The sequence below is a fragment of the Caballeronia sp. LZ065 genome (assembly GCF_031450975.1).
In the GTDB taxonomy this organism is placed as follows: Bacteria; Pseudomonadota; Gammaproteobacteria; order Burkholderiales; family Burkholderiaceae; genus Caballeronia.
On sequence record NZ_JARUXV010000001.1, the window covers coordinates 2338886 to 2354472 of the forward strand.

Below are 15587 nucleotides of genomic sequence, written 5' to 3' on the forward strand. Positions count from 1 at the left end.
ACGAATTGCCACACTGCGCACGCCGGCGGGCAAAGGCTTTCAAAACTGACCAAGCTTGCGTCACGCGCCGGTCCCCAACACAAGAGAGATTCCTCAATGAACAAGAAACTCGTATGCGCGGTGCCGCTGGCGGCCACCGTTGCATTCGGCCTCTACGCTTGCGGCGGCGACGACCATCACGACGACATTTCCTCAGTGAAGAACGTCGTGGTGATTTATGCGGAGAACCGCAGCTTCGACAACCTGTATGGCCACTTCCCGGGCGCGAACGGCCTGCAGAACGTGACGGCCGCGAACGCGCAGCAGCTCGACCGCGACGGCAGCGTGCTGACGACGCTGCCGACCATCTGGGGCGGCCTGACGGCGACCGGCGTGACGCCGGCGATCACCGCGGCGATGACCACGAATCTCCCGAACGCCCCTTTCGCGATCGACGATCCGAAGGGCTTCAACACGGCGCTCAACGTGACGACGCGGGATCTGTATCACCGCTTCTACGAGAACCAGATGCAGATCGACGGCGGCAAGAACGACAAGTTCGTTGCCTGGGGCGATTCGGGCGCGCTGGTGATGGGTCACTACGACACGCCGGCTGAGAAGCTGCCGCTCTACAAGATCGCGCAGCAATACACGCTGGCGGACAACTTCTTCATGGGCGCGTTCGGCGGTTCGTTCCTGAACCACCAGTGGCTGATCTGCGCCTGTACGCCGGTCTATCCGAATGCGGATACGAGCGTGGCGAAGGGCTCGATCTCGGCGGTGAATCCGGACGGTGTGTCGCTGAAACTGGCGACGGCCGCCGGCTCGGCCCTCACGGCCAACACGTCGGGGCTGTTCGTGAACTCGGGCAACCTGACGCCCGACTTCTACGCGGTCAACACGATGCAGCCGCCGTATCAACCGAGCGGCAACAAGCCGGCGACGGGCGGCGACGCGAACCTCGCGGACCCGACCGTGGCAACGACGCTGCCGCCGCAGACGCAACAGCACATCGGCGACCTGCTGAACAAGGCCAACGTGAGCTGGGCGTGGTTCGGCGGATCGTGGGGTGCGGCGCTGGCGGACCGTTCGGTCATCAATGGCGCGGTCAACGTGGTGCCTGACTTCCAGACCCACCATCAGCCGTTCAACTACTTCGCCGATCTGGCGCCGGGCACGACCAACCGCGCGCAGCACTTGCTGGACGGCGGCACCAACGGTGCGGAGTTCATCAAGGCGATCGACGCGGGGACGCTGCCGCAAGTGTCGTTCTACAAGCCGCAGGGCAACCTGAACGAGCACGCCGGCTATACCGACGTGGCGTCGGGCGACCAGCACATCGCCGACCTGATCAGCCATCTGCAGAAGAGCCCGCAGTGGAAGAACATGGTCGTCGTGGTGACCTACGACGAGAACGGCGGCTTCTGGGATCACGTCGCGCCGCCGAAGGGCGACCGCTGGGGTCCGGGCACGCGTATCCCGGCGCTGATCGTGTCGCCGTATGCGAAGAAGGGCTTCGTCGATCACACGCAATACGACACGACGTCGATCCTGCGCTTTATCACCAAGCGCTTCAACCTGCCGTCGCTGCCGGGCCTGACCGCGCGTGACGCGGCGCTGACGACGAACGGCGCAGCGAAGATGGGCGATCTGACGAACGCGCTCAACTTCTCGCAATAAGCTTTCAGCAGCGTTGTAACAAGACGGGCCGCGGTTGGTTGACCGCGGCCCGTTGCGTTCTTGCGGTTCAGTGCGATGTGCTTCGTCGATGCGCTTCGTGTCAGGCGCCCGCGAAGAGCGTCGCCAGATCGTTGCCGCGCGCGGCCCCGGCCTGCGCGAGCACGCGCGATTCCAGCTCGTCGATATGCAGGCGCATCGTCGCGAGCGCTGCGTCCAGATTGCCGGCTTCGAGGGCATCGACGAGCTGCTCGTGTTCGTCCGATGCGCAGTTGGACACCTTCGACGGATCGAACAGCGCCTTGTAGAGCTCGGTCTTCGCGACCAGCTTCGACAGGAACGCCTGCACCTCGGGAACGTTCGCGAGTTCCGCCAGCAACACATGGAAGCGCCCCGCGAGACGCACGCATTCCTCCACGCTGCCCGCCTTCACCGCCCGCTGCTCGGCTTTGACATGGGCCCGCAGCGCGCGCTTCGCCTGCGTGCCGAGCGCGCCGCACAGCGACGCGACGATGCCCGCCTCCACCACCTGCCGCGCGCGATAGGCCGCCCGGATATCGGCCACCGTCGGCGACGGCACGAACGCGCCGCGATTCGCTTCCAGCGTCAGCTTGCCTTCCGCGCCGAGGCGCGCCAGCACCTTGCGGATCGCGCCGCGCGTGCAGCCGAAGGCGGCGGCAAGCTCGCGCTCGACCAGTTGCGCGCCCGGCGCGAGCTTGCCCTGCAGCAGCGCGGAGGTGATCGCCGCATGGACGCGTGCTTCGGGCGCGGGTGGGTTCGTGGGGGAATCGTTTTCCGGGTGGGGATTGCTTGCGGCCATGGTGCGTTCGGTGCCTGGATTGTCTCGCATTGTAGCGAGTGCCTGCGCCGGCGCACGAATCCGGTGTATCAGCGTGCGCGTATTCTTGGTTGACCAAAAATCGTTAAAATGGTCAACCAAACGAACGATTTACCGAGGGCCGCTTCATGAAAAAATCGAACTGCATCGTCTGCTCATGGCTGCCGGATCCCGCGCGATGAAGCCGCGTACTTCGGACCTTGCGTGGCTCGTGGTGATCGTCGTGATCGGCCTGAATCTGCGGCCGCTGCTGACCTCGGTCAGCCCGCTGATGAGCGTGATCCTGCCTGAGACGGGGCTGTCGTTTCGCGGGGCATCGATGCTCACCGGCTTGCCGGTCGTCGCGATGGGCGTGTGCGCGTTCGGCGCGAGCGCACTCGCCCGGGCAGTCGGCAACCCGCGCGGCGTGGCGCTCGGGCTGATCGCGATCGCGGCGGCTTGCGCGGGGCGCTGGTTCGCGGGCAACGCCACGGCGCTGATCGTCAGCGCGGCGGTCGCGGGGACGGGCGTCGCGGTGATCCAGGCGCTCTTGCCGGGCGTCATGAAGGCGCGTTTCGCGGCGCGCCTGCCGTTTGCGATGGGTCTTTATTCCGCTTCGATCATGGCGGGCGGCGGGCTCGGCGCGAGCATCACGCCGGGTGTGGCGTCACGCGTGTCGTGGCAGGCGGGGCTCGCGGTCTGGGCGCTGCCCGCGCTCGTCGCGCTGGCCGTCTGGCTGATGCTGATGCGCGCGGATGCGCTGCCGCGTCCTTCCTCGATGCAGCCCGCCGCGGCGGCGCCGTCGCTCTTTCTGAATCGACGCGCGTGGACGCTCGGCGTTTTCTTCGGGCTCGTCAATGGCGGCTATACGAGTCTCGTCGCATGGATGCCCGCGTATTACCAGCAACTCGGCCAAAGCGTGACCGCAAGCGGCGCGCTGCTCGCGTTGCTGACCGTTTTTCAGGCTTCTTCGGCCCTGCTCCTGCCGATGGCCGCCGCGCGTTTCGGACACTGGTTCGGGCATGCGAAGGATCGTCGTCCGTGGCTCGCGCTGGGCCTCGTCGCGCAGTTGGGCGGCTTCGGCTTGCTGCTGCTCGCGCCGCTTGCCGCGCCCGTCGTGACGGTCGCGCTGATGGGCGGCGGACTGGGCGGCGTGTTCGCGCTGTCGCTCGTCCTGACGCTCGATCACGCCGACGATCACGCGCTTGCCGCGCGGCTCGTCGCGTTCGTGCAGGGCGTTGGCTTCGTGATCGCGGCGCTGGCGCCGGTCGTGGCGGGTGTGGTGCGCGACTTGAGCAGCGGCTTCTCGATGACGTGGATGATGCTGTCCGCGAGCCTCGTCGCGATGCTGGCGCTGAGCGGCGTGTTCGGACCTTCGGGGTATGCGCGTGCGATGGGGCCGCGCACGAGCGTGCGTCACGTGCCGCTCGTCAGCGCACGGCGTGGCAGGCGAAGTATTCGTCGAGCAGATCGGTCATCTGCCACACCGGACACGGACGGCGGCAGTGGCCGTCGTAGCCCGCATCCTTGAGCAGCGCAATGGGCTCCTCCGGGAGGAAGCCGCTCATCGCGACGATCAGGCGGTCCGCGTCGTCGGCGGCGGCGCGCAGATCAGGCACCAGCGCGTAGTTGGCGCTGCCGCCGATACGCGTATCCAGCAACAGCACATGAGGACGCCATTCGGCGATGCTGAGTTTGACCGCCGCGGCGTCCAACGCCAGGTGCGTTGGGAAACCCTTCAGTTCGAACAGCGCCGCCAGCGAGGCGCCGAGCACGCGCTCCGGCAATGCGAGCAGCACACGCCGCGCCTCCGGGCGCAGGCGCGTCTGCTTGCGGTTCCATCGCGAGCACTGCGACGGGCTGGTTTCGTAGGCGCGGTTGTTCAAGGCGTCGATCCTTTTTGCGGTCCTTTCCGATTTGCTTGCGGACGGTTGACCCGTACGCGTCACCAGTGCGGCGCATCGCGCGCCATGTTGGCGCATGGGCGCACCGTGGGCGGGCGGCGTGATTGGGTGTCGTGGGCTACTGAAACACTGTGGATGCGTTGCAGGGCGGGGAGTGTGCCGCAGCAGCAAGCGGCCACCCAGCAGGCATTGGGTCAGGACGGGCAGGAACTGGGCCAAGCGAGCGAGCCACGCGGAGCGATGCGGGATCGGGATCGATTGACGTCTGGATCGCGAGGGGGCACGGCGTGATCATGGCGATGAAGCCGTCGCAAGCAACTTCAGATGCGCCGTGCGGCTATCATTCACTTGGCGGGCTCACCAATCAACACCCGCCTCCGCCATGGCGAAACGTGAGATGGGCTGCTGATGCGGGGTTCCCGGATATCCTGACACAACGAAAACCGGGGTCACGAATCGCGTAAAACAACACAGCGGGGCCGTACGAGAAAGAATGAGTCGCGTAAGCGCTCGAATCTGCTGGCCCGCCCTACACGACTCGAACGTGTGACCTACGGCTTAGAAGGCCGTTGCTCTATCCAGCTGAGCTAAGGGCGGATATCGACGCGCGCGGCCCGGAGAAACCGGACCGCGCATCTGAAGAGACGGCGATTTTACCTCATTCCGGGGCGCCCACGCCCCGCTTCGTCTGGCTAGAGCGGCTGCGGATGCAGCATGAACCAGCCGAGGAAGAAGATCCCCGCGATCACGCAGTACACGCCGAACGACGCCAGCTTGCCGTGCCCTTCGAAGTAACGCATCAGGAAGCGCACGCTGAGATAGGCCGCGATGCCCGTCAGCACGCCGCCGAGCACCGAATCGAACAGCTGGCCCGGCGCATGGAACAGCTTCGGCAGTTCGAGCACGCCGGCTGCAAAAATGATCGGCGTACCGAGCAGAAACGAAAACTCCGCCGCCGCCTCGGCCGTCAGGCCAGCGCCGACGCCCGCGATCATCGTCAGGCCGCTGCGCGAGAAACCCGGAATCAGCGCGCCGATCTGCGCCAGCCCCACCAGAAACGCCTGCTTGAACGTGAGCTTCTCCGGCGCCTGCAGCGCGCGGCGCTTCTGCAGACGGTCGCCGAACCACAACAACACGCCATTGACGATCAGCGCCGCAGCCACGATCCGCAAATCGTGAAAAAGTGCCTCAAGGCGCTTTTCGAGCAGCAAGCCGACGATGCCCGTCGGAATCGTACCGATGATGAGCGCCCACATCATGTGGCCGTCGTCGTTCTTGCGGCCGCCGAGCGACGCAAAGAAGCCGCGGATCAGCGCGACCCAGCGCGCGCGGAAATACCACAGCAAGGCGATCGCGGTGCCGAGATGCAGCGCGACGAGAAACGGCAGCAATTGCGGGGCATGCTTGTCGATATGCATGCCGATCAGTCCGGGAACCAGCAAGGTATGGCCGAGACTGCTGACGGGGAAGAGTTCGGTAACGCCCTGCAGGACGCTCAGGAATACGAGAAACCACAGAGTCACGCGTCGGTCCTTTTTCGGGAAGGGAGGGACGCGCCGTGGAATTGCACCCCGGCATCCCGCGCGTCGCGCGAAGCCAGACGAGGCGTACAGGGAGATCAGGCAGGAAGGCAGGGTGACACGGCGCACGAACGGACCCGATTATGCCGACAGGCCTATCGAGCGCCAAGCGCTACCGCACACAAAACAGCACACAAAAGACACCGACAGACAATCGTCGGCGAATCGATAAACGAACGAAAGCAATTCAAAGGCAATCCGAAAGAAACGCCCTTGTGCAATTGGCTGCGCGACGGCCAGTCAGGCCTTCAGCTTGTACAGAAAAAGCGCCGTGCTCGCGCCGAAGAGGCCGAACATCGCGACACCCATCGCCATCGCCAGATCCATGGTCACTCCTTGTCCGTCTGGTTCCCAACACTGGGAACTATAAGACCATATCGACCGGGCATCGGTCAGTCGCAATTTCCCGCAAAGGGTTTCCCTGTAGACAATCTGAGGCAGAATCATCCCACTCGCGAGCAGCGCCATCTCCTCATCACGACGCGCGCAAGCCCTACCCTCAACGGAGCGCATGGCCATCATGTCAATGGAACAGGAAGTCATCGAAATCGAGCGCGATGGCGCCGCCCTTCTGCTCGCGCCGCATGCCGGCGGTCGGCTCATGACCTGGCGGGTCGGCGGCGAGCCCGTCATTCACTGGCCCGACGCGCCCGACTGGTCCAAGCCCGCCAAGATCCGCGGCGGCAACCCGTTGCTGTTCCCGTTCCTCGGGCGGCATTTCGTCGACGGGCAGATCGGGCATTGGCGCGATCCCGAAGGCATCGTCCATGCGCTGCCCACGCACGGCTTCGCGCGCGACCTGCCCTTCACCTGGACACGCGACGCGGATGGCCACGGCGTGCGCATGACCCTCGTCGACAGCGACGCCACCCGCGCCGGCTATCCGTTCGCGTTCCGCTTCGAGGCGGCCTACCGCATCGTCGATGCGCACACGCTCGAAGTGGAACTCACCACGTCGAACCCGGGCGAAGTGCCGCTGCCGTACTACGCCGGACATCACTTCTACTTCCATCTGCCGCATGGCCAGCGCGCCGAAAGCAGTGTGCAGCTGCCGCACACCGAACGTCGCCGGCAGTTGCCGGACGGATGCATCACCGCCGCCGAAGCGGGCCTCGCGAGTTATTCGCTGGCCGATCCAGCCATCGTCGACGTGTTTCACTGTCTCACGCGCCAGCTCGACGAACCGATGCAGCTGAATCTGCCCGGTCTCGGCCGCGCGGTGCGCTTCGAACTGCAACAGCCCGACTCGGTGCCGTGGTACGCCGTCACCACCTGGACTGAATCGGATACTTCGGACTTCTACTGCGTCGAGCCGTGGATCGGCCTGCCGGACGCCATCCACAACGGCCGCGGCCTGCGCTGGCTCGCGCCCGGCAAGACCGAAACGGCGTCGCTCAGACTGGTCGTGACGCCCGTGGCATGACGCACTGCGGGCGGCTTTCTGTTCGGGCAAACCCGAGCCTGTAAAATCCTGCCTTTCTTTCCGCCGCGCGGCAGTGCTCCGACTCCGCGTGGCGACGCCTTGCGAGGTCAGGTTTGCAAACAGGAATGCGACGGCTCGTCTGCACGTCACTCATCGCGGTGCTGGCCGCCTGCGGCTCGGCGCCGGTCGGGCCCGGCTTCTATCGAGTGGAACGCGGCGACACGGTATCGAAGATCGCGCGCGCAAAGCGCACCAGCGTCGCCAATATCGCGCGCTGGAACGGGCTCTCCAACCCCGACGCCATCGAGGTCGGCCAGGTGCTGCGCGTCGCCCCGCCCGCCGGCAGCGTGACCTCCTCCGCGGCCGCGGCCTCGTCGGGCTCGACGGACACGAGTTCCGGCACGCAGTCGGCAGTACCACCGGCGGCACAGGCCAAGGCCGGACCGGGCGTGTCGCTCGTCTGGCCTGCGCAGGGCAGCGTGATTCGTGGCTTCGACGGCAAGAATTCGAAGGGCGTCGACATCGCCAATGCGGCGGGCACGCCCGTCATCGCGGCGGCGGCCGGCAGCGTCGTCTACGCGGGCAACGGCCTGCGCGGCTACGGCAACATGCTGATCGTCAAGCACGACGACGACTATCTCACCGCCTACGCGCACAACCGCGTCCTGCTGGTGAAGGAAGGCCAGACCGTGCAGCAGGGCCAGCAGATCGCCGAGATGGGCGATACCGACAGCAACCGCACGATGCTGCATTTCGAAGTGCGCTACATGAGCCGCTCGGTGGACCCGGCGCGCTATCTGCCGTCGCGCTGAACGCGCGGCGGACGTTACAAGGAAGATCGATGAATTTGAAGAACACGATGAACGCTGTGGCCGTCTGCGCGGCGCTCGCATTGACCGGTGCGCTCGCAGGCTGCGCGCATACGACGAAGATGACCTATCTGCCCTCGGGCGATACCGGCTTCGCCATCAACTGCAGCGGCGGCGACGCCTCCACCAGTTGGGCTGCCTGCTACAAGCAGGCGGGAGAAACCTGCGGCTCATACGGCTACGACGTGATTTCGAAGGATACCGACAACGGCGCGACAGCCGGCGGTTCGGTGGGAGGCATCTTCGGAGCGAACATCAAAAATCGCTCGATGGTGATTCGCTGCAAGCAATAACGGTTGCCACGGCGGCGTGACGGCCGCCCCCCCACGCGTACTGTTTCAGGCGTCGGCGGCCATGGCGTGATCCTCCGGGACCGGGGCGGCCGGCGCGCGCCAGTGTCCCGACAACGGATCGATACGCGCGGCAAACGCGAACAGCGAGGCCAAACCCAAAGGGGCGACGACGGCGAAAACCCACAGCAGATTCATGATCGATACATTTTGAAACAATTTGTTGGATCATACCTTTCCAGCAAAATATTCGCTCGAATGATTCGTCAGTGTGTGCGGTAGGTAGCTATTTCCGTATCTTGCAGACTGGGCGCCTTTCACTCTGCCTTTGCATCCCGTTACGCTCCGAAACAAGCGCACACAGCCCTGCCCTGCGCGCCTTCTTAGAATGTCTTCAGCCCGTGCGCGGTATCCGCGCGAACGGTCGGCGCGGGTCAGAAGCCCGGTGTGCCTGCATCGGGGCTTCGCCTAGGCGCTGGCCGTCGTGAGCGTTATTGCGGTTGTGCCGGTGCGATGATCATCGGCGGCGTCATGTCGGTGGGCACGCCCTTGTAATCGGGCGGGTCCTGCGGCGGATGTTTCTGGTTCGGAGGTTCCGCGCATGCGGACAAGCCGAGCGCCAGTGTGGAGACAGTGACAAATGCGAGAACGATACGCGGCATGGTGCTCCTGGACAGGATTGGACCGAGCATCGGCTGGACGCCCGGCTGATTGAATCTCACTGGATCTTCATCCACACGTTCTTCATCGACACGTTCATCAACGAGCCGATTGATCTTCAGAAACGGCAAAGGGGTTACAAGCCGTAACTTGTAACCCCTTCGTGTGTGGTGGTCGGAGCGATAGGATTCGAACCTACGACCCTCTGATCCCAAATCAGATGCGCTACCAGGCTGCGCTACGCTCCGACGAGCCGCGAATTGTAGCGTGCCGGCCACGCATCCGCAATGCCGGACATGCATGCTTCTTGGCAGCTACGCGCGGGCATGCAATTTCCTGCCTATGCATCCTGCGCATCACCCCTTTCTCAGCGGAGACAAGCGATGAACCTCATTCTCTGGCGCCATGCCGAAGCCGAAGATCAGGCGCCGAGCGATCTCGCCCGCCAGCTCACGTCGCGCGGGCGCAAGCAGGCGCAGGGCGTCGCGAGGTGGCTGAAGGCGCGCGTCGGCGACGACGCCCTCCTGCTCGCCAGCCCCGCGACGCGCACGATCCAGACGGCCGAAGCATTTGGCGACCGGTATCGTGTCGTCGATGCGCTCGCGCCCGGCAACAGCGCGCAAGCCGTGCTCGACGCCGCGGGCTGGCCCGACGGCATCGGCGAGACGGTCGTGGTGATCGGCCATCAGCCGACGCTCGGCCGCCTTGCCGCCCTCCTCATGACGGGTACGGAAGCCGAATGGTCGGTGAAGAAATCGGGCGTCTGGTGGTTTCAGTCGCGCACACGCCTGGGCGACGGTCAGACGGTGTTGCGCGCGGTCATCAATCCGGACCTGCTATGAACTGAAGCGCATCACGCGGACGGCGGCACATGACAGGGCCCCAAGGCGTTTCACCGAAACGTCATTGCCATGCCATGCGAGCGTCATCGCGGATTACTACATTGGCGAGGACTCCAGCCACAGCCACGTCCTGTCGAGGAAAGCCAATGCAAGATCTGCCGACGCCCGTCCTGCAACTCGGAGCGGCATCCTTCTCGCTCGAATCGCGCCGTCACCTTCCGCGCACGTCAGAAACCCACACTGGACGCGAGCGCCTGCAAGTCTCGTGGGCACGCGACGACGACGCCCTGCGCGACGCTCAACGCCTGCGCTATCGCGTGTTCTCGGAAGAGATGGGCGCGCGTCTTTCCGGTCCCGCCGGACTCGACGTCGATGTCTTCGACGCCTATTGCGATCACCTTCTCGTCCGCGATCTCGACAGCCTGCAAGTGGTGGGCACGTATCGCGTGCTGCCGCCGCATCAGGCCGCGCGCATCGGCCGCCTGTACGCGGAAAGCGAGTTCGACGTATCGCGCCTCACGCACCTGCGTCCGAAGCTCGTCGAGGTGGGCCGTTCGTGCGTGCATCCCGACTATCGCAATGGCGCGGTGATCATGTCGCTGTGGGGCGGCCTCGCTGCCTACATGATGCAGAACGGCTATGAAACGATGCTGGGTTGCGCGAGCGTCGGCATGATCGACGGCGGTCACTACGCGGCGAATCTTTACACCTCGCTTGCCGCCGATGCGCTCACGGCGCCCGAATATCGCGCGTTCCCGCATACGCCGCTGCCGGTCGAGGAGCTGCGTACCGGCGCGAATGTCAGCCCGCCGCCACTGGTGAAGGGTTATCTGCGGCTGGGCGCGAAGATTTGCGGCGCGCCCGCGTGGGATCCCGACTTCAATACCGCCGATTTCCTCACGCTGTTCCGTCTCTCCGATATCAACGCGCGTTATGCGCGCCACTTCATCGGCGACATGCAGGGACGCTGAGCCGCACTTGCGGCGCGCTCAAGAAAAAGGCCCCGGTGCGCAATGGCGGCGGGGCCTTCTCCATTCAGACATCGGCGCTTCATTGACGCTTCATTGACGCTTCAGTCACCCGTATAGACCACGCGATACGGACGCCCGATCTTCTCCCATTCCATGGCCTCCTGGACGAGGCTGTAATCGGTGAGCGGATTGTTCGTGACCCAGTCGCTCGGCAGACGCACCTCGAAGCCGCCGCCCGCCGCACGCACCTCGATGCCGGGCAAGCCGACCTCCGCGCGCCGGCGCGACAGCAGCGCTGCAAGGCGGAGACAGAACAGGAGCGTCCAGTCGACGTCGCGTGTCTGCGCGAGCTTGCCTAGCTTGCCGGCGTGCCCGAGCACGAGCGTGGCGAGGCGCGCCTGATCGGTGCGCGAGAAGCCCGGCATGTCGGCGTTGCTGGCGATGTACGCGGAATGCTTGTGATAGGCGCTGTGCGCGATCGACAGCCCGATCTCATGCAGCGACGCCGCCCACGCGAGGAACATGCGATTTTCCGCGCGCAGGTCTTCGTTGGGCTCGCCCAGTTGATCGTGGAAGCTGATGGCGAGCTCGCCGATGCGGTCCGCCTGCGCCGCATCGACGCTATAGCGCCGCTTGAAGCCCTCCACGGTGACCGTACGCATGTCCTGATGCTGCGAACGGCCCAGCAGGTCGTAGAGCACGCCGAGACGCAGCGCGGCATCGGTCGTGTCCGCATAGTCGATGCCCAGTTCCTCGAACACGCCGAGCATGATCGAGAGTCCGCCCGCCAGCACCGGCACGCGATCCGGCTTGAGCGCGGTGAGTTTCAGCCGATTGACGTTTTCCGCCTTGATGAGCGCGCGCTTCAGCCGCTCGAGACCGCCGCGCGAGATGCCGTGCGTGATGCCTTCGTCGTTGAAGCCGTTCGCCTCGATCAGTTCCGCCAGCGCCCGCGCCGTGCCCGACGAACCGATCGCCTGATCCCAGCCGGTCTGCTTGTACTCGCTCGAAATGATCTGGATCTCGCGTTTGGCGGCGAGTTCGGCCTGGCGCATCGTGTATTCGTCGACGTTGCCGGACGGGAAGAACTGGAGGGTATGGCTCACGCAGCCAATGTAAAGACTCTCCATGTGGATCGGCGTGTAATGCGAGCCGATGATGAATTCGGTCGAGCCGCCGCCGATGTCGACGACCAGACGCCGGCCCGCGATCGCCGGCACGGAATGCGCGGCGCCGGCATAGATCAGGCGCGCTTCCTCGCGTCCGGCGATGACTTCGATCGGAAAGCCGAGCGCCGCTTCGGCTTCGGCGAGGAAGTCATGCGCGTTCTTCGCCACGCGCAAGGTATTGGTGGCGACCGCCCGCACCTGGTCCGGATGAAAATCGCGCAGCCGTTCGCCGAAACGCTTCAGCGCGTCCCAGCCGCGCACCTGCGAGGCGCGGTCGAGGAGCTTGTCCCGTGAGAGCCCGCCGCCGAGGCGGACCGGCTCGCGCAGTGCATCGACCTGATAGATCTGGCTACCGGCGGGCGTTTCCTCGACCCGGCCGACGATCAGCCGGAAACTGTTCGATCCGAGGTCGACTGCGGCAAGAAGATGGGGGTGTGTGACCATCGGAGATCCAGAAAACGTGATGTGGGAAAGCCTTGTTACTTCGGCATTGCTATTTCGGCGCGGTGGCAGCGGCGCTGTTGCAGCGCACGAATTCCGCACAAATTCTATTGCATGCCCGCGCCTTCCGCGTCCGCCCTTTTCTGACAGTCCCTTCTTGGACCTGGTGCGCACGCTCCGGAGACGCTATTCGCATTGTGAGTAGAATTTGTGAAAATCGTTCTGTCATCAAAAATACATCAAACTGTGAGAGCATCCGAGAGCACCTTTGCCCATTTGATCGAGACACCTTCCATCCCGCCGATGTCCATCCGCTATCCGCTTTTCAACCGCGAACTGGGCATATTGGGTTTCAACGAGCGCGTCCTCGCGCAAGCCGCCGATACGACGGTACCCTTGTTGGAACGCCTGCGCTTCATTTGCATCACCAGCAGCAATCTCGACGAGTTCTTCGAAGTCCGCATGGCGGGTCTGCAAGAGCAGATGCGCGACAACCCTGGCACGCTTTCGCCGGACGGGATGTCGTTGCAGCATGTGTACGACCTCGTGTCCGAACGCGCGCAGCGTCTCGTGCGCCAGCAATACTCGATGCTGCATGACATCGTACTGCCGGCGCTCGAAATGGAAGGCATCTACTTTCACGGCGCCGAAAGCTGGAGCGAACAGCAGACCGCCTGGGCGCGCGATTATTTCCACAATGAACTGCTGCCGGTGCTGACGCCGATCGGCCTTGATCCCGCGCATCCGTTCCCGCGCGTGCTGAACAAGAGCCTGAACTTCGTTGTTGAACTGGAGGGCACGGATGCCTTCGGGCGACAGGCGATGATGGGCATCGTGCAGGCGCCGCGCGCGCTGCCGCGGCTTGTGCGCATGCCGGAAGCGCTGTCGGGCTATCCGCACGGTTTTGTGCTGCTGAGCTCGTTCATGCAGCATTTCGTCAACGACCTGTTTCCGCATCTGATCGTGCGGGGCTGCAACCAGTTTCGCATTACGCGCAACAGCGAGCTGTTCGTCGACGAAGATGAAATCACCAATTTGCGGGTCGCGCTGCAGGGCGAACTGCCGGCGCGGCATCTGGGCAATGCGGTGCGGCTCGAAGTGTCGGCGGAGACGCCGCCGCATCTCGTGCGCCGCCTGCTCGACGAAAGCCAGTTGAGCGAGCGCGACCTGTACCGCGTGAACGGGGCGGTGAACCTGGTGCGGCTCATGCAGTTGCCCGAAATGGTTGATAGGCCGGATCTGAAGTTCGTGCCGCATATTCCGTCGGTGCCGAAGGCGATCGCCAACACGACCAATCTCTTCGATGCGATCGATCAGGGCGATATCCTGATGCATCATCCGTACGAGAGTTTTCAGCCTGTGCTGGAGTTGCTGCTGCAGGCTGCGAAGGATCCGCAAGTCGTCGCGATCAAGCAGACCATCTATCGCACGGGCACGGATTCGCCGCTGATGGACGCGCTCATGCAGGCGGCGCGCAATGGCAAGGAAGTGACGGTGGTGGTGGAGCTGCTGGCGCGCTTCGATGAGGAAACGAACATCAGCTGGGCTTCGCAGCTGGAGGCGGTGGGCGCGCATGTGGTGTATGGCGTGGTGGGGCACAAATGCCACGCGAAGATGGTCTTGATCGTGCGTCGCGTGTCGCAGGGCGGCAAGCTGGTGTTGAAGCGTTATGCGCATCTGGGCACGGGTAATTATCATCCGCGCACGGCGCGTCTTTATACCGACTTCGGGCTGATGACCGCTGACCAGGAAATGTGCGAGGACGTGCATCATGTGTTTCAGCAGCTGACCGGTATCGGCGGGGAGATCGCGCTGCATCAGTTGTGGCAGTCGCCGTTCACGCTGCACGCGAAGCTGATCGACGCGATCCGCGCGGAGGCGGAGCACGCGCGGCTCGGGCGGCGGGCACGCATTGTTGCGAAGATGAATGCGCTGCTTGAGCCTACTGTGATCGAAGCGTTGTATGAGGCTTCACGGGCGGGCGTGAAGATCGATTTGATCGTGCGTGGGGTGTGTTCGCTGAAGCCTGGTGTGGAGGATCTTTCGGAGAACATTACCGTGAGGTCGATCGTCGGGCGGTTTCTCGAACATCATCGGATCTTCTATTTTTATGCCAATGGCAAGGAAGATGTGTTTCTGTCGAGCGCGGACTGGATGGATCGCAATTTCTTCCGCCGGGTGGAGGTCGCGTTTCCGATCCGCGATCGGCGGTTGAAGCGGCGGGTTATTGCTGAAGGGTTGTCGGTTTGTCTCGGGGATAATCAGTCGGCTTGGGTCATGCAGAGCGATGGGCACTATCGGAAGCGCCGGCCCGGGAAGTCTATTCGCAATGCGCAGTTGGGGCTCTTGGCGAAGTTCTGTTCTTGATTTTTTGCGCGGGTTGGGTTGGTTCGCTTGCGCTTCGATTGATTTCCCGTTTTCGCGTCGGTCTATTAGTATTGCCCCTCCCCGGGGCGGGAGTCTTCGCTCGGGTCCTTCGCGTGGGTTGCTTGTGTTTGGTTTGCCAGCGCCTCTATGGACTTCCCGTGTTCGCGTCGGTCTGTTGGCACTGCCCCGGTCTTCGCTCGGGTCCTTCGCGTGGGGTGCTTGTGTTTGGTTTGCCTGCGCTTCTATGGACTTCCTGTATTCGCGTCGGTCTGTTAGTACTGCCCCTCCCCGGGGCGGGGGTAACTTTCTTTGCCGCTGCAAAGAAAGTCACCAAAGAAAGCAGCTTTTCTTCCCGCCCAAGGTCCGCATAGCAGCGCAGCACAGAACCAAGTTTCTGGCACTGCACTAGCGAGTGCCCTCATAGGCCACACCGGGCTTGGATCGCGGACCCACTGGGACAAACTGCCGTTTAACGAACTGGTGCAGCCATTGAAAGCGCCGGCCCAGCGCTACGCGCTGCCGCAGGGTATGCAAGGGAAACCGGTGGGAGGCAAGAGCAAGAGATGGAGGCGTTAGCAACAGAGAACCCGCAGACCCG

General features: G+C 64.1%; 14 protein-coding genes and 2 tRNA genes. 8 read left to right on the forward strand and 8 right to left on the reverse strand.

Annotation, left to right across the window (positions count from 1 at the left end):
• Positions 1–96: 96 nt before the first annotated feature.
• The gene (locus QCE63_RS10735) at positions 97–1659 is read left to right on the forward strand and encodes an acid phosphatase (protein WP_309832794.1); all 1563 of its coding nucleotides are present in this window, start codon (positions 97–99) and stop codon (positions 1657–1659) included.
• Between the two features lie 100 nt (positions 1660–1759).
• On the opposite strand, the gene QCE63_RS10740 is transcribed toward QCE63_RS10735, so the two are convergent.
• Entirely contained in the window at positions 1760–2506 is a 747-nt protein-coding gene (locus QCE63_RS10740; protein WP_309832795.1) for a GntR family transcriptional regulator, read from the reverse strand.
• Between the two features lie 166 nt (positions 2507–2672).
• On the opposite strand from QCE63_RS10740, the gene QCE63_RS10745 reads away from it, so the two are divergent.
• The gene (locus tag QCE63_RS10745) at positions 2673–4004 is read left to right on the forward strand and encodes a cyanate transporter (protein ID WP_309832796.1); all 1332 of its coding nucleotides are present in this window, start codon (positions 2673–2675) and stop codon (positions 4002–4004) included.
• Here QCE63_RS10745 and QCE63_RS10750 read toward each other — a convergent pair.
• The 3 genes from QCE63_RS10750 to QCE63_RS10760 all read right to left on the reverse strand — a co-directional run bounded on the left by QCE63_RS10750 (position 3904) and on the right by QCE63_RS10760 (position 5900).
• Positions 3904–4359 (reverse strand): hypothetical protein, encoded by a 456-nt coding sequence (locus tag QCE63_RS10750; protein WP_309832797.1) that lies wholly within the window; start codon positions 4357–4359, stop codon positions 3904–3906. The two genes, QCE63_RS10745 and QCE63_RS10750, sit on opposite strands and share 101 nt — an antisense overlap.
• Positions 4360–4897: 538 nt before the next feature.
• A tRNA-Arg gene (locus QCE63_RS10755) sits at positions 4898–4974 on the reverse strand.
• Positions 4975–5069: 95 nt separating this feature from the next.
• Positions 5070–5900 (reverse strand): undecaprenyl-diphosphate phosphatase, encoded by an 831-nt coding sequence (locus QCE63_RS10760; protein ID WP_309832798.1) that lies wholly within the window; start codon positions 5898–5900, stop codon positions 5070–5072.
• A gap of 577 nt (positions 5901–6477) precedes the next feature.
• Between QCE63_RS10760 and QCE63_RS10765 the strand changes: the two genes are divergently transcribed.
• The 3 genes from QCE63_RS10765 (at position 6478) to QCE63_RS10775 (ending at position 8542) form a co-directional block, all read left to right on the forward strand.
• The gene (locus QCE63_RS10765) at positions 6478–7380 is read left to right on the forward strand and encodes an aldose epimerase (RefSeq protein WP_309833769.1); all 903 of its coding nucleotides are present in this window, start codon (positions 6478–6480) and stop codon (positions 7378–7380) included.
• A gap of 125 nt (positions 7381–7505) precedes the next feature.
• The gene (locus tag QCE63_RS10770) at positions 7506–8192 is read left to right on the forward strand and encodes a peptidoglycan DD-metalloendopeptidase family protein (protein WP_309832800.1); all 687 of its coding nucleotides are present in this window, start codon (positions 7506–7508) and stop codon (positions 8190–8192) included.
• 29 nt (positions 8193–8221) lie between these two features.
• Positions 8222–8542, forward strand: a complete 321-nt coding sequence (locus tag QCE63_RS10775) for a hypothetical protein (RefSeq protein WP_404990097.1) — start codon at positions 8222–8224, stop codon at positions 8540–8542.
• 45 nt (positions 8543–8587) lie between these two features.
• Here QCE63_RS10775 and QCE63_RS10780 read toward each other — a convergent pair whose 3' ends face one another.
• From QCE63_RS10780 to QCE63_RS10790, 3 genes are all read right to left on the reverse strand, one after another.
• Positions 8588–8737 carry a hypothetical protein gene (locus QCE63_RS10780; RefSeq protein ID WP_309832801.1) on the reverse strand — a complete coding sequence of 50 codons (150 nt, stop codon included), beginning with the start codon at positions 8735–8737 and terminating at the stop codon, positions 8588–8590.
• 293 nt (positions 8738–9030) lie between these two features.
• Positions 9031–9330 carry a hypothetical protein gene (locus QCE63_RS10785; RefSeq protein ID WP_309832802.1) on the reverse strand — a complete coding sequence of 100 codons (300 nt, stop codon included), beginning with the start codon at positions 9328–9330 and terminating at the stop codon, positions 9031–9033.
• Between the two features lie 40 nt (positions 9331–9370).
• Positions 9371–9447: transfer RNA gene (locus tag QCE63_RS10790), tRNA-Pro, on the reverse strand.
• 135 nt (positions 9448–9582) lie between these two features.
• Here QCE63_RS10790 and QCE63_RS10795 point away from each other — a divergent pair.
• Both QCE63_RS10795 and QCE63_RS10800 read left to right on the forward strand, forming a co-directional pair.
• Positions 9583–10041, forward strand: a complete 459-nt coding sequence (locus QCE63_RS10795) for a histidine phosphatase family protein (RefSeq protein ID WP_309832804.1) — start codon at positions 9583–9585, stop codon at positions 10039–10041.
• A 146-nt stretch (positions 10042–10187) separates the two neighbouring features.
• A complete protein-coding gene (locus QCE63_RS10800; RefSeq protein WP_309832805.1) occupies positions 10188–11012 on the forward strand; it encodes a GNAT family N-acyltransferase in 825 nt (274 codons plus the stop codon).
• Between the two features lie 101 nt (positions 11013–11113).
• Here the strand turns inward: QCE63_RS10800 and ppx are convergent, their stop codons facing one another.
• On the reverse strand, positions 11114–12625 hold the full coding sequence (gene ppx / locus QCE63_RS10805) for an exopolyphosphatase (RefSeq protein ID WP_309832807.1): 1512 nt from the start codon (positions 12623–12625) through the stop codon (positions 11114–11116).
• Between the two features lie 300 nt (positions 12626–12925).
• Between ppx and ppk1 the strand changes: the two genes are divergently transcribed.
• On the forward strand, positions 12926–14989 hold the full coding sequence (ppk1, locus tag QCE63_RS10810; protein ID WP_309832808.1) for a polyphosphate kinase 1: 2064 nt from the start codon (positions 12926–12928) through the stop codon (positions 14987–14989).
• The last annotated feature ends 598 nt before the right edge of the window (positions 14990–15587 follow it).

What these genes read in the sequence shown, in the direction of transcription:
- QCE63_RS10735 (WP_309832794.1), top strand. Translation starts at nt 97, where the DNA reads ATGAACAAGAAACTCGTATGCGCGGTGCCGCTGGCGGCCACCGTTGCA.
- QCE63_RS10765 (WP_309833769.1), top strand. Translation starts at nt 6,478, where the DNA reads ATGTCAATGGAACAGGAAGTCATCGAAATCGAGCGCGATGGCGCCGCC.
- ppk1 (WP_309832808.1), top strand. Translation starts at nt 12,926, where the DNA reads ATGTCCATCCGCTATCCGCTTTTCAACCGCGAACTGGGCATATTGGGT.
- QCE63_RS10740 (WP_309832795.1), bottom strand. Translation starts at nt 2,506, where the DNA reads ATGCGAGACAATCCAGGCACCGAACGCACCATGGCCGCAAGCAATCCC.
- QCE63_RS10780 (WP_309832801.1), bottom strand. Translation starts at nt 8,737, where the DNA reads ATGAATCTGCTGTGGGTTTTCGCCGTCGTCGCCCCTTTGGGTTTGGCC.
- QCE63_RS10745 (WP_309832796.1), top strand. Translation starts at nt 2,673, where the DNA reads ATGAAGCCGCGTACTTCGGACCTTGCGTGGCTCGTGGTGATCGTCGTG.
- QCE63_RS10800 (WP_309832805.1), top strand. Translation starts at nt 10,188, where the DNA reads ATGCAAGATCTGCCGACGCCCGTCCTGCAACTCGGAGCGGCATCCTTC.
- QCE63_RS10795 (WP_309832804.1), top strand. Translation starts at nt 9,583, where the DNA reads ATGAACCTCATTCTCTGGCGCCATGCCGAAGCCGAAGATCAGGCGCCG.
- QCE63_RS10770 (WP_309832800.1), top strand. Translation starts at nt 7,506, where the DNA reads ATGCGACGGCTCGTCTGCACGTCACTCATCGCGGTGCTGGCCGCCTGC.
- ppx (WP_309832807.1), bottom strand. Translation starts at nt 12,625, where the DNA reads ATGGTCACACACCCCCATCTTCTTGCCGCAGTCGACCTCGGATCGAAC.
- QCE63_RS10775 (WP_404990097.1), top strand. Translation starts at nt 8,222, where the DNA reads ATGAATTTGAAGAACACGATGAACGCTGTGGCCGTCTGCGCGGCGCTC.